Genomic DNA, 13,077 nt, shown 5'->3' with positions numbered 1-13,077 from the left:
GTTCACAAAATTATAGACTTCATGAGAATGAAAAAAATGTATCACCTTAGTACGTGTAATACCTGTGCCAGAATTATTAACGAATTAAATCTGCCCAATGATTTTGTGCTTCAGGACATAAAAACCGACCCTATAACAAAAGTGCAATTAGAAGAAATGCGTCAATTAACAGATAGTTATGAAAGTCTTTTCAGTAAAAGAGCTCGTCTTTATAAAGAACTTGATTTAAAGGATAAAAATCTATCTGAAGATGATTTCAAAACGTATATTTTAGAGCATTACACATTTTTAAAACGACCTGTTACAATTATTGGCAATGCAATTTTTATAGGAAATTCCAAAAAAGTAGTAGAAGCTACTAAAAATGCTTTAAATGAGCAGTAGAGGCTTTGCCCTTTTTGCATTATTCATGGTGCAACTATTATATGGCCTTAATTATACTATCGCCAAATTAGTAATGAATGGCAATTATATAAAACCTTTTGGTTTTGTATTGCTTAGAGTTGCAGGAGCAACACTGTTATTTTGGCTAATTAGTCTTATTATTCCGCAAGAAAAGATTGAGAAAAGAGATTTTATAAAACTTTTTGTTGCGGCTTTGTTTGGTGTTGTAATAAACATGTTATTTTTCTTTAAAGGCTTAGAGTTTACCTCTCCTATTCATGCTTCGGCAATTATGACCATTGTTCCTATCATAATTTTACTTCTATCAGCTTATATTTTAAATGAAAGTATTACCAAATTAAAAATTATTGGTATTGGTTTGGGATTAACTGGTGCATTAATTCTCACCATATATGGTAAATCTGCTAGAACTGGTGATAACGTCCCATTGGGTAATTTACTTATCTTTATAAATGCTATTTCCTACAGTATTTATGTGGTTCTTATCAAAAGACTCACTGCAAAATACCATCCTTTTTCATTTATTAAATGGTTATTTCTATTTGGCCTAATCCTCATTATACCCTTTGGGTATAAAGAACTTAGCGAGGTGGAATGGCAATCGTTTACACCTTCTGTTACCTTTTCGGTATTATTTGTTATAATTGGAGCTACATTCGGCACATACCTTTTAAATCCTTTGGCCCTAAATAAGCTCAAGGCTTCAACTGTTGGTACATTTATTTATCTTCAACCTGTAATTGCAGGACTCTTTGCGCTTTACATTGGCGCCGATTTTTTCGATTTACTTAAATTGTCCGCAATGCTATTAATTTTTTCAGGTGTCTATCTGGTAACTAAAAAACCGAAAAACACAGTTTAATTGTCATTTGTTTCTAAAATATTTCAATCCATAAAAGATATCCCAAATGATTTCTGGGACGATTTAGATTGTACAGGAAATATTTATTATACCCCAGAGTTTTTATATGCTTTTGAAAAGGCAAATAAAGCTATTGCCTTTAACTATATTTTCATTTTAAAGAATGACCATGTTGTAGCTTTTGCCAACACTCAAATTGTAACAATAGGTATTGAAACCATTACAAAAAACATAAGAATGTCCTCGAAACTGAGGAATTTGATAAACCGTTTTTTTTGTAATAGCCATATACGCGTTCTTTTTTGTGGCAATGTGTTTCTAAGTGGTGAATATGGTACTTTTTTAAAAGTTGGTGAAAACAAAATTGAAACGTTTAAAGCTATAGCTGGAGGAGTGTCCAAACTAAGTAAATCTACAAAACGGCTTCAGACAATATTTATAAAGGATTTTGAAGACGAATCGCTCTATATTACAGAACATCTTGAGTCATTTGATTATGCTTCAATGGAAGTAGAATCAAATATGATAATCAATCTAAAACCAGAATGGGATTCTTTTGAAACTTTCAAAGAAGCGCTAAAATCTAAATACAGGGTTAAAGCCAATAGAGCAGACTCAAAAAGCAAAGCCCTCACATCTAAACTATTTAATACAGAAGATATAATTAAGTATAAAACAGAACTGCAAGAACTTTATCAAAACACTATTGATAATGCAGATTTTAATGCACAAATTCTTAATCTAGACACCTACATATATCTTAAAGAATCCTTTAAAGATCTTTTTATTGTAAAAGGATACTTTTTAAATGGCAAACTTGTAGGCTTTCTTTCTGCAATGACAAATCAATCTCATTTAGATGCGCACTTTATTGGCATAGATTATTCAAAAAACAAAGAATATGCTATCTATCCAAGAATATTAAACGATTATGTTAGGTTGGGTATTTCTACAAAATCCAAGCAGATAAACCTTGGTAGAACAGCTTCAGAAATTAAAAGTACTCTCGGTGCTATACCAAAAAACTTAACTTGTTATTGTAAGCATAAAAGGTATATACCCAATAAGATTCTAAAACCTTTTATCAAAAACGTTCAAATAAAATCCTTTAAACAGCATCAGCCATTTAAATAACCTTAATCTAGGTTTAAAGGCTTAGGCCTTATGCCATGTTTACGAGTATCTGCCTTTGTTAACAGCTTAAAGTTATCTGATTTTGGAAACTTAATTGCTAGCTGAAGCAACTCTTGTGGCAATGCAGTTAATCTACGTTCCTTCAAATCTATCCATGCGCCTTGCATTTCGCAATATGCGAGGTTATCACCTTTTTGGTTATAAAAATTATGCTCAAACTTAAATAGCATCCCATCTTCACTGAGACCTGAAACCTCAATTGTAACCGTAATGGGTGCGCCAATAAAGGATTCTTTAAAATAATACATATGCTCATAGAAGACTACTGGGCCAACGTTATATTTTTTTATTTCTGGCATAGAGAATCCATGCTCATTAAAAAATGACATACGCGCATGACTCATAAAATTGGTGTACGCTGAGTTAGCCAGATGCCCATTGGCATCAACATCGCTCCATCTTATTTCAAATTGCTTTTTATACATGTACTGTCTTATTTTTTGTGACTGCAAAAGTATAAAAGTATTAGCGCAATTACAGTAGACAATATGTTTAATCATAAGAAAGCAAAACCATTCAATTTTGTACCTTTGGGCAACTTAATTTTACAGTTTGTAATGATACAATCCATGACAGGTTACGGGAAAACAATAGTACAACTCCCAACAAAAAAAATATCCATCGAGCTTAAATCCTTAAACAGTAAAAACTTAGATGTTAATGCTCGTATGCCTTCAGCATATCGTGCGAAAGAATTGGATATCAGAAAAATGATAGCAAACCATCTGGTGCGTGGGAAGGTAGATTTTTCGTTGTATGTAGAAATTACAGGAGACGACACAAGTTCTAAAATAAATGCAGCTGTTGTTAAAGAATACATCAAACAACTTAGGGATGTTGATGCTACAGGGAATGACGTGGACTATTTACAAATGGCAATTCGTCTACCTGATGCTGTTATTACGGACCGCGATGACATTGACGAAGAGGAATGGGCTGAGATTGAAAACGGCATAGACAATACCTTATCCAAAATTGTAGCATACAGAAATGATGAAGGTGCTGTTCTTAAACAGGATTTTAAAAACAGAATTACAACCCTAAAAGAACTCTTACACAATGTAATTGCTATGGATCCTGAGCGTATTGAAGGTGTGAGATCCCGACTGGAAAAAGGAATTGCAGAAATAAAAGAAAAAGTTGATGAGAACAGGTTTGAACAGGAATTGATTTATTATATAGAGAAGTTTGATATTACGGAAGAAAAAGTAAGGCTGGACAATCATTTAGATTATTTCTTGAAAGCTTTAAACTCCGATGACTCTAATGGCAAAAAGTTAGGTTTTATAACGCAAGAGATAGGAAGGGAAATTAATACAATCGGTTCAAAATCTAATTATGCTCCAATGCAAAAACTTGTTGTACAAATGAAAGACGAGCTTGAGAAAATAAAGGAGCAATTATTGAATGTATTATAAAAAGTAAATAATTGTGACAGACAACACTGAAAAAGGCAAATTAATCGTTTTCTCCGCACCTTCCGGTTCTGGTAAAACTACTATTGTCAAATATTTATTGAAGCAGCCCGAACTTAATTTAGAATTTTCTATTTCTGCAACCTCTAGAGAAAAACGAGGCAATGAGGTGCATGGTAAAGATTATTATTTTTTAAGCTTAAAAGAGTTTAAAAGTAAAATTAAGAGTGATGAGTTTTTAGAATGGGAAGAAGTTTATAGAGATAACTTTTATGGCACACTTAAAAAAGAAGTTGAGCGCATTTGGGCAAAAGGCAAGCACGTAATTTTTGATATCGATGTCTCTGGCGGACTTAGAATTAAGCGAAAATTTCCCGAGCAAACCTTGGCTGTATTTGTTAAACCGCCAGATCTGAATGAATTGGTTAAAAGGTTAAAAGAGCGCGGAGAGGAGAGCGAAGACAAGATTAATATGCGTGTAGCAAAAGCACCAGCAGAACTTGCTACAGCACCCCTTTTTGATACAGTTGTTGTGAATTCCGATTTAGATGAGGCGTTAAAAAACGCCTATAACAAAGTTTCAGAATTTTTGAAAAAATAAAAATGAAGATTGGTTTATACTTTGGTACCTTTAACCCTATTCATGTTGGTCATTTAACAATAGCCAACCATTTGGTTGAGAATAGTGATTTGGATCAAATTTGGTTTGTTGTAACACCACAAAGCCCTTTTAAGAAAAAAAGTAGTTTGCTAGATGACCACCAAAGATTGGAGATGGTTTATTTGGCCACAAAGGACTATGATAAACTCAGACCCTGTGATATAGAATTTAGCCTAAAACAGCCTAACTACACTATAGATACACTCACGTATCTTTTTGAAAAATATCCTGAACACAAATTTTGTTTAATCATGGGAGAAGACAATTTGAAAAGCTTTCACAAGTGGAAAAATTATCAACAGATTCTTGAAAATCATTCAATTTATGTTTACCCAAGACTTACAGAAGGAAAATTAGAAACGCAATTTGAAAACCATCCAAAAATATTTAACATTTCTGCCCCAATAATGGAGCTTTCTTCTACGTTTATTAGAAAAGAAATCAAAGCGGGTAGAAGTATTAAACCCATGCTACCAGACAAAGTGTGGAAATATATAGACGAAATGAATTTTTATAAATAAAGTGCCGTTAAAAATTCTTTAATATTTTATTTTTGCCGCTCTAATGACTATTTTTATTAGTCAAAATCAGAATATAAATCATGACATACACAATAATTATTCTTTCACTTTTTTCATTATTTATTTTAAACAAAGTAAGAAGCATCTCTTTGCGTAACAAATTGAATTCTAAAAGTGAGAAACGATTAATTATATCTAGCGTATTGGTCATTTTATTTCTAATTACCAATGCAGCCCTGCCTTACCCAAAATCGCTCTATTGGTTCGTGGCGTTAAGTATTGTATTCATAAGTTCCATATTATCATTTGACATTTTAAAGTCTGAATATAAAAGATTCAAAACATTAGAATTAAAACAAAAAGTAATCAATGTCCTATTCTATAGCTTGTTATTTACTGTGACCAATTTATATCTCTAGAAGTGATAAAAAGCATCTTTAAGATGCTCTACTTTAAACGACGCTTTTTCCTCTACAATTGCTATAATATCAAAACGTACTTCGGTATCTAAGTTGTTTTCAATAAGATATTCATTAACAGCTTTTACTAAGTTTTTTATTTGTTTTGGTTTTACAAAATCTTGTGGATTTCCAAAATCAGAACTACTTCTTGTCTTTACTTCAACAATTGCCAGAATATTTTTCTTTTTCGCTATTATATCTACCTCTGCCTTATCAAAACGGTAATTGCGCTCAATAATTTGGTAATTTTTATCAACCAAAAAATCTACAGCAAGCTGTTCTCCTTTTTTGCCAAGTTCATTGTGTTGAGCCATGTAATAACAATAAAAAAAGTAAAGGGCTATAATTTAAAAATAATGGAACTTTTAGTTTCTTCTACCTTTAAATCAATAATTCTACCCATAATCAAAGCTCTATTGTCTTTCTCGTGTCCTGCTGGCATATTAAAGGCTATTGGAAAATTGTATTCTGATAACGCATCAAGAATAAGCTGTTCTATTGATGTACCCCAAAGCGTTGTATTTTTTCTAAGTTTAGACATATCCCCAACAATTAATCCCATAAGATTATCAAAGTAACCGGCACGCTTAAGACTTTGAAGCATCCTGTCTATATGATATTTATATTCGCCTATCTCTTCAATAAACAAAATTTTACCATTAGTATTTATGCTTGTTTCAGAGCCTAACATCGTATGCAACATGGTAAGGTTGCCTCCAACCAACATACCATTTGCCATACCTGTTTTATTATAGCTAGAACCTTTTAAAACGTAGTTTTCTGGATTCCCGAAAATGGCCGATTTAAAGCTTCCTACAGTCTCCTGTATATCATTTTTATCTTCTGCTAAACTAACACACATCAAGGCATGTAATGATTCAAATCCTTCGTTATGAAGTTGGTTATGGAGTGCTGTAATATCGCTGTAACCTATGACCCATTTTGGGTGTTTTCTAAATTTTGTATAATCTAATTGATCAAGAATTCTTACTGTTCCATAGCCACCTCTTGCGCACCAAATAGCACTTACAGTAGTATCATCCATAGCATTTTGGAAATCTTCACAACGCTCATCATCTGTTCCGGCAAAATGATCGGCTTTATTAAAAACATGTTGGCCGATTTTGGCATTTAAACCCCAGCTTTTTAATAATGATATGGCCTTTTGTATTTCTCCTTCACGGCTTTTCAAAATTCCTGATGGTGCAACAATGGCAACAGTGTCACCTGGCTTAAGATATGGTGGCCTAGTTAATTTTGAGGTCATTGCAGTAAAATTTTCGGTGTCACCTTGTGCATAAATGCTATCTGAAAGAAAAAAAATTACACCAATTATTAAGCTAAAAAAAAGGTGTCTCAAACTCATAAAACTCGCTTTTTGTAAATGTACATTTTTTTTCTAAATGCCTTATATATTATGTACTTTTGTGGCTTGCTAAAGAATTAAATATGTCCAAGAGATATACCATAACAGCAGCCCTACCTTATACAAATGGCCCAATACATATTGGACATCTTGCAGGTGTCTACGTTCCAGCCGATATCTACTCAAGATACCTAAGGTTAACAGATAATGATGTAGCATTTATTTGTGGCAGCGACGAACATGGTGTGCCTATTACTATAAAAGCTAAAAGAGAAGGAGTTTCTCCACAAGACATAGTAGATAAATACCATGCGATAATAAAACAATCCTTTGAGGATTTTGGGATCTCTTTTGATAATTATTCCCGAACATCAGCAAAAATTCATCACGAAACAGCTTCAGAATTCTTTAAAACACTATATAATAAAAATGAATTTGTAGAAGAGGTCTCCGAGCAATTATATGATGCCCAAGCGAACCAATTTTTGGCAGACCGTTTTGTCATTGGCACATGTCCTAAATGCGGTTACGAAGAAGCTTATGGTGATCAATGCGAAAATTGCGGCACTAGTCTTAACGCTACGGACTTAATAAATCCGAAGTCAGCTATTACAGGTAATATACCTACACTTAAGGAAACAAAACATTGGTTTCTACCCTTAAATAAACACGAAGATTTTTTAAAAGAATGGATTTTAAAAGGCCATAAAAAAGATTGGAAACCCAATGTCTATGGCCAAGTTAAATCTTGGATTGATGACGGACTAAGACCAAGAGCCGTTACGAGAGATTTGGATTGGGGAATACCAGTGCCTCTAGAAGGCGCTGAGGGTAAAGTACTTTATGTTTGGTTTGACGCTCCTATCGGTTATATCTCTTCAACAAAAGAATGGGCCGCTCGTGAAGGAAAAAATTGGGAAGACTACTGGAAAGATGAAAACACGGAGCTATACCATTTTATTGGTAAAGACAATATTGTTTTTCACTGTATCATTTTCCCTGCTATGCTTAAGGCAGAAGGGTCTTATATACTTCCTAAAAACGTTCCGGCAAACGAGTTTTTAAACTTGGAAGGCAACAAATTATCTACTTCTAAGAATTGGGCCGTGTGGCTTCCTGATTATTTAAAAGAATTTCCAAATCAACAAGATGTGTTGCGCTACGCCTTAACAGCAAATGCACCAGAAACCAAGGACAACGACTTTACCTGGAAAGATTTTCAAGCGAGAAACAATAACGAACTTGTTGCCATATTTGGCAATTTTATAAATCGGGTTGTAGTACTTACCAATAAGTACTATGATGGTATAGTACCTTCCCCTTCAGATTTCAATAGTATTGATGAAGAAACACTAACAACCTTAAAAGCTTATCCTTCTGTTATATCTAGCGCTATTGAACGCTTTAGATTCAGAGAAGGCAGTCAAGAACTAATGAATCTGGCAAGACTAGGAAATAAATATCTAGCAGACGAGGAACCTTGGAAAACGATAAAAACAGACGAAGCTCGCACAAAAACGGTTATGTTTGTAGCCCTTCAGATTGCATCTGCTTTGGCGGTTTTGTGTGAACCGTTTTTGCCATTCACTTCTAAAAAACTAAATAAGATTCTCCGCCAACATGAACTTGAAAAAGTATCCCAATGGAACGATATTTCAACTCAAGAGGTATTACTGCCAGCAGAACACAGCATTCAAACGGGAAAACCTGAACTTCTATTTTCCAAAATTGAAGATGAAACCATTCAACTTCAGTTGGACAAGTTAGAAGCAAGCAAAAAAACCAATGAATTGGCCAACAAATCTGTTGAACCTCAGAAAGAGGAAATAACTTTCGATGACTTTACCAAACTAGATCTTCGTGTAGGCACCATCCTTGAAGCAGAAAAAATGCCAAAAACCAAAAAACTATTGGTATTAAAAGTTGATACTGGTATTGACACACGTACTATTGTTTCTGGAATAGCAGAAAGCTTTAGTCCAGAAGACGTAGTCGGAAAACGTGTTACTGTGCTGGTAAATCTTGCGCCTAGAAAATTAAGAGGCGTAGAAAGCCAAGGCATGATTTTAATGACTGAGGATGAAAGCGGAAATCTTGTGTTTGTAAATCCTGATAGTGATTCTATTTCTGATGGATTAAAAATCAGCTAAACGCTTACAAATAGTACCTTTCACCATGCGAATTATTGCCTAAAATGGCGTTAAAATTCTGTTTTTATGGAACGCTTTTTGGTATCTTTATAAGAAAATTCGTAAGCTATGTCTAAGTCAGCCCTCTCCTCATTCACACTTTTAATTTTCTTTCTTTCATTCAGTTTATACAATAATGCGCAAAACAATACTGACATTTTTGAATCCTACGAGGAATACATTGATGCACCACGCGAGGTGGTTTATCTTCATTTAAACAAATCCACATACGTCAAAGGCGAAAATATTGGTTTCACAGCCTATGTATTAGACAAGAAGGAAAAAACGCCTTCAATGCTAACCACAAATCTTTATGTGAGTATTTCAGATAAAAATAACAATGAAATAAAGCAAAAACTAGTAAAAGTAACTAACGGTGTGGCGTCAAATATTATTAAAGTAGACTCGTTATTTTCTTCGGGTATTTACAATGTAAAAGCCTACACCAATTATATGCGAAACTTCAATGAGCCTAATTACTACACTGAAGCCATAAGAATAATTGATCCTGAGGTAGATACTTATATCGAAAATCCCTTAGTAGAAAATGATATTGATGCACAATTTTTACCAGAAAGTGGCCATTTACTTCACGGTATAGTAAATAATGTTGGTGTTGTCATTAAGGATAGTCAAGGCTTTGGACTCGCCAATATTTCTGGTGAAGTTGTAGATGCTAATGATGAGGTTATCTCAACCTTTAAGACCAATGAGCTTGGTATAAGTAAATTTCCGTTAATGGCAGATATCGCTAATACTTACAAAGTAAATATTAAGTATGCCAACGAAGATTTCAGTTTTCCGCTGGGTCACGTCGTTAAAAAAAATGGTGTTGTTATTTCGGTCAAGCGTCTAAAAACAAAGTTATTTGCTTCAATTATTACTAATAAAGAGACTCTAAATCTTGTTAAGAACAAGCGGTACACGTTAATGTTGCATAACGGTGATGGTTACGAGATCATGGATATTTATTTTACCGACAACACAACAGTTACAAAAAGTATTGAGTATGCTAACATCCCAACAGGAACTAACATAATTACATTATTTAACGAGTACGATCAACCGATAGCAGAGCGCCTTTTCTTTAATTATAATGGTATAGACACAATACGTTCTACAGATATCGCTGCCACGAGACAAGGTGATTCTATAGCCGTAAAACTAAACTTTAAAGGTGTTGATCCAAATCAATTTAACAACATAAGTATTTCTGCATTACCAAACGAGACAAAAGCGTACAACAGACACCACAATATCCTATCGCAGACTTTCTTGCAACCCTACCTAAAAGGTGCTGTTGAGTACGGCAAATACTATTTTGAGAATGTAGATGAAAAGAAACGTTATGATCTGGACAACTTACTGCTAACCCAAGGCTGGAGCAGTTTTGACTGGAACAACCTTTTTTTGCCAGAGAAGCTACCTTACGCCTTTGAACAGGGTATTTCCGTAAAGGCCAATGTTAACAACCCAGATCATAGAGAGGATACTTTTATACTACACCATTTCAACAATAATGAGCCTAGATATAAAAAACTCACAGATGGAAATACCAGTTTTATTTTTGAAAACATTTTCCCAGATGAAACAAATAAACTTTTGATTTCTAGATTAAAAAAGGACGACAAAATGGTCCCAGCACAACTTTATCTACAGTCTGTTCCGAGCAAAGTGCCGTACTTAAACCTTAAACTTAAACCGCTAGAACCAAAGTCCTCTTACAAAATTGCCGAGCGCCTTAAAGTTGTTGCACCAAAAACCCAAATTCTGGACGAAGTGCAACAGTTAGATGAAGTTGTAGTAACGTCCAAACTGGACGAGATAAGAATTAGGACTCAAAAATTAAGCGAACACAGACATGGCCAAGTCAAGGTTGTTACTGAATCAGACAAGTTAACTTTCTTGTACTTAGAGGACTGGTTAGAGGCAAATAGGGTAAATGTGTTTTGGGCGCCAGATACTGGCCTCGCTTTTTCAATTCAAGGTTCCGGTGGAAGTGTGAGCGGTGGAGGTGGTCCATTAGTATATTTTAATGATTTTCCATTAACTAGTACCGAATTTCTATACAAATTTCCATTAGCAGAAGTAGATTATGTGGAAATCAATCGACGTGGAATTGGAGAAGGCGCTAGAGGTGGCAATGGTGTATTAAGAATATATGCCTCTTACAAAAGTATGTTTAGTAATAATGACAAAAAAACCTCTCAGAAATTTGAGATACCACTAACATTCGCTTCTAATAAAAAATTCTATGTGCCTAAATACCAATATTACAATGACGCTTTCTTTAAAGGCTACGGGACAATTGACTGGAAGCCAGAATTATCGGTAAACAGTGAAGGAAATATCAGTTTTAAAATAAAGGAACCCCAGGTGCTAATTACACTTTTTATTGAAGGCCTAGCAAATGATGGTTCGTTTATAGTTGAGGAAAAGACTATTTCTTTAAATTAATCCTTAAAAAAGAAATGCTAAAAATAGCATATCACCCTATTTATAAACACCCATTACCCAAAGGCCATCGTTTCCCAATGGAAAAGTATGATTTACTGCCACAACAATTGCTCCATGAGGGCACATGTGGCAGAGATAACTTTTTTGAACCCCAAAAACCTAACGACAAGTACATTCTTGCGGTTCATGAGCCAGAGTATTATTACGACCTCTTAAATATTACCTTAGATCAACGAGCGGCAAGAAAAATAGGGTTCCCTTTAAGTGAAGTTCTTGTAGAACGCGAAGTAATAATTGCAGATGGTACTATAAAAGCAAGTTTGTATGCACTAGAAAACGGTATTGCCATGAACATTGCAGGTGGTACGCATCATGCCTACACAGATAGAGGTGAAGCGTTTTGTATGCTTAACGACCAAGCCATTGGTGCTAGATATCTTCAAACAAAAGGAAAGGCTAATAAAGTATTAATCGTAGATCTTGATGTACATCAAGGTAATGGGACAGCTGCGATTTTTCAGGATGATGCCTCTGTTTTTACATTTTCTATGCATGGAAAAAGTAACTATCCGTTTAAAAAAGAAAAAAGTGATCTCGATATTGCCTTAGAAAATGATACCAATGATAAATCCTATCTTTCAATTCTTAAAAAAATACTACCCGAACTCATCGCGCAAGAAAATCCAGATTTCATCTACTATTTATGTGGCGTAGATGTTATTAGCTCGGATAAATTGGGAAAACTTGGACTTACAATAGAAGGTTGCAAAGCGAGAGACCGATTTGTTTTAGAGCAATGTAAAACAAATAACATACCCGTTATGTGTTCAATGGGTGGAGGCTATTCGCCAGATATTAAAACGATTGTTAATGCGCATGCCAATACATTTAGGTTAGCCCAGGAGATTTTCTTTTAAAGTGCATAGTATTTAAAATTAAAGAATACATCTTACCCTGCTTCATTTTGATAGATTAAGTAATTATATTTACGTAAAATAAAAATTATATGTTATCAAAAACTATAGAAGAGGCTCTAAACAAACAAATACGTATAGAAGCAGAATCTTCACAGGTATACCTAGCCATGGCTGTTTGGGCTGAGGTAAAAGGATTAGAAGGAATCTCTAATTTTATGTACGACCAATCTGACGAGGAACGGGAACACATGCTAAAACTGGTTAAGTTTGTCAATGAGCGTGGTGGCCACGCTCAAGTATCGGAGCTTAATGCGCCTAATGTAACCTTTAACTCCTTCCAGGAAATGTTTGAAAAATTGTTGGAGCATGAGATTTTTGTTTCAACAAGTATCAATGAACTGGTACATATTTCTTTGCAAGAAAAAGACTATGCCACACATAATTTTTTACAATGGTATGTTGCTGAACAAATTGAAGAGGAGGCCACTGCTAGAACTATCCTTGATAAGATTAACATGATTGGTGATGATAAAGGTGGTTTATACTTATTTGATAGAGATATACAACAGCTCACTGTTAACTCTGCTGCCCAAGATTTGAGTGGTCAAGCTTAAATGTTAAAGTTTATT

At 34.3% G+C, this 13,077-nt stretch carries 13 protein-coding genes; 10 read left to right on the top strand and 3 right to left on the bottom strand.

Annotated features, from left to right (window positions below; translation table 11 throughout):
• Positions 1–27: 27 nt before the first annotated feature.
• The 3 genes from LBU54_RS02420 to LBU54_RS02410 are packed head-to-tail and all read left to right on the top strand — an operon-like array spanning position 28 to position 2,401.
• The gene (locus LBU54_RS02420; protein WP_224525888.1) at positions 28–384 is read left to right on the top strand and encodes an arsenate reductase family protein; all 357 of its coding nucleotides are present in this window, start codon (positions 28–30) and stop codon (positions 382–384) included.
• Complete coding sequence (locus LBU54_RS02415) at positions 374–1,267, top strand: DMT family transporter (RefSeq protein ID WP_224525229.1); 894 nt, start codon at positions 374–376, stop codon at positions 1,265–1,267. The genes LBU54_RS02420 and LBU54_RS02415 overlap by 11 nt, the downstream gene beginning before the upstream one ends.
• On the top strand, positions 1,268–2,401 hold the full coding sequence (locus LBU54_RS02410) for a hypothetical protein (protein WP_224525225.1): 1,134 nt from the start codon (positions 1,268–1,270) through the stop codon (positions 2,399–2,401). It abuts the gene before it with no gap.
• 2 nt (positions 2,402–2,403) lie between these two features.
• Here the strand turns inward: LBU54_RS02410 and LBU54_RS02405 are convergent, their stop codons facing one another.
• On the bottom strand, positions 2,404–2,886 hold the full coding sequence (locus LBU54_RS02405; protein WP_224525223.1) for an acyl-CoA thioesterase: 483 nt from the start codon (positions 2,884–2,886) through the stop codon (positions 2,404–2,406).
• A 132-nt stretch (positions 2,887–3,018) separates the two neighbouring features.
• Between LBU54_RS02405 and LBU54_RS02400 the strand changes: the two genes are divergently transcribed.
• Genes LBU54_RS02400 through nadD form a run of 3 tightly spaced genes read left to right on the top strand, consistent with a single transcriptional unit; the run spans position 3,019 to position 5,058 of the window.
• Positions 3,019–3,879 (top strand): YicC/YloC family endoribonuclease, encoded by an 861-nt coding sequence (locus LBU54_RS02400; protein WP_224525886.1) that lies wholly within the window; start codon positions 3,019–3,021, stop codon positions 3,877–3,879.
• Positions 3,880–3,889: 10 nt separating this feature from the next.
• A complete protein-coding gene (gene gmk, locus LBU54_RS02395) occupies positions 3,890–4,477 on the top strand; it encodes a guanylate kinase (protein WP_394370850.1) in 588 nt (195 codons plus the stop codon).
• Between the two features lie 2 nt (positions 4,478–4,479).
• Entirely contained in the window at positions 4,480–5,058 is a 579-nt protein-coding gene (gene nadD / locus LBU54_RS02390) for a nicotinate (nicotinamide) nucleotide adenylyltransferase (protein WP_224525216.1), read from the top strand.
• Positions 5,059–5,473: 415 nt separating this feature from the next.
• On the opposite strand, the gene LBU54_RS02385 is transcribed toward nadD, so the two are convergent.
• Positions 5,474–5,833, bottom strand: coding sequence for a YraN family protein (locus LBU54_RS02385; RefSeq protein ID WP_224525205.1), 360 nt, complete (start codon positions 5,831–5,833; stop codon positions 5,474–5,476).
• Between the two features lie 26 nt (positions 5,834–5,859).
• Positions 5,860–6,885, bottom strand: coding sequence for a S66 peptidase family protein (locus LBU54_RS02380; RefSeq protein ID WP_224525203.1), 1,026 nt, complete (start codon positions 6,883–6,885; stop codon positions 5,860–5,862).
• Between the two features lie 83 nt (positions 6,886–6,968).
• On the opposite strand from LBU54_RS02380, the gene metG reads away from it, so the two are divergent.
• From metG to LBU54_RS02360, 4 genes are all read left to right on the top strand, one after another.
• Positions 6,969–9,035 (top strand): methionine--tRNA ligase, encoded by a 2,067-nt coding sequence (gene metG, locus LBU54_RS02375; protein WP_224525201.1) that lies wholly within the window; start codon positions 6,969–6,971, stop codon positions 9,033–9,035.
• 108 nt (positions 9,036–9,143) lie between these two features.
• A complete protein-coding gene (locus tag LBU54_RS02370) occupies positions 9,144–11,531 on the top strand; it encodes a hypothetical protein (protein ID WP_224525177.1) in 2,388 nt (795 codons plus the stop codon).
• A gap of 14 nt (positions 11,532–11,545) precedes the next feature.
• Complete coding sequence (locus LBU54_RS02365; protein ID WP_224525174.1) at positions 11,546–12,448, top strand: histone deacetylase family protein; 903 nt, start codon at positions 11,546–11,548, stop codon at positions 12,446–12,448.
• An 89-nt stretch (positions 12,449–12,537) separates the two neighbouring features.
• Positions 12,538–13,062 carry a ferritin gene (locus tag LBU54_RS02360; protein ID WP_224525171.1) on the top strand — a complete coding sequence of 175 codons (525 nt, stop codon included), beginning with the start codon at positions 12,538–12,540 and terminating at the stop codon, positions 13,060–13,062.
• Positions 13,063–13,077: the final 15 nt, after the last annotated feature.

Source organism: Winogradskyella alexanderae (assembly GCF_020166335.1).
Classification (GTDB): domain Bacteria; phylum Bacteroidota; class Bacteroidia; order Flavobacteriales; family Flavobacteriaceae; genus Winogradskyella; species Winogradskyella alexanderae.
Note: the sequence above shows the minus strand (reverse complement) of the source record. Positions and strands in the feature narration are given on the sequence as shown.

What these genes read in the sequence shown, in the direction of transcription:
- LBU54_RS02420 (WP_224525888.1), top strand. Translation starts at nt 28, where the DNA reads ATGAAAAAAATGTATCACCTTAGTACGTGTAATACCTGTGCCAGAATT.
- LBU54_RS02415 (WP_224525229.1), top strand. Translation starts at nt 374, where the DNA reads ATGAGCAGTAGAGGCTTTGCCCTTTTTGCATTATTCATGGTGCAACTA.
- LBU54_RS02405 (WP_224525223.1), bottom strand. Translation starts at nt 2,886, where the DNA reads ATGTATAAAAAGCAATTTGAAATAAGATGGAGCGATGTTGATGCCAAT.
- LBU54_RS02400 (WP_224525886.1), top strand. Translation starts at nt 3,019, where the DNA reads ATGATACAATCCATGACAGGTTACGGGAAAACAATAGTACAACTCCCA.
- nadD (WP_224525216.1), top strand. Translation starts at nt 4,480, where the DNA reads ATGAAGATTGGTTTATACTTTGGTACCTTTAACCCTATTCATGTTGGT.
- LBU54_RS02385 (WP_224525205.1), bottom strand. Translation starts at nt 5,833, where the DNA reads ATGGCTCAACACAATGAACTTGGCAAAAAAGGAGAACAGCTTGCTGTA.
- LBU54_RS02380 (WP_224525203.1), bottom strand. Translation starts at nt 6,885, where the DNA reads ATGAGTTTGAGACACCTTTTTTTTAGCTTAATAATTGGTGTAATTTTT.
- metG (WP_224525201.1), top strand. Translation starts at nt 6,969, where the DNA reads ATGTCCAAGAGATATACCATAACAGCAGCCCTACCTTATACAAATGGC.
- LBU54_RS02370 (WP_224525177.1), top strand. Translation starts at nt 9,144, where the DNA reads ATGTCTAAGTCAGCCCTCTCCTCATTCACACTTTTAATTTTCTTTCTT.
- LBU54_RS02365 (WP_224525174.1), top strand. Translation starts at nt 11,546, where the DNA reads ATGCTAAAAATAGCATATCACCCTATTTATAAACACCCATTACCCAAA.
- LBU54_RS02360 (WP_224525171.1), top strand. Translation starts at nt 12,538, where the DNA reads ATGTTATCAAAAACTATAGAAGAGGCTCTAAACAAACAAATACGTATA.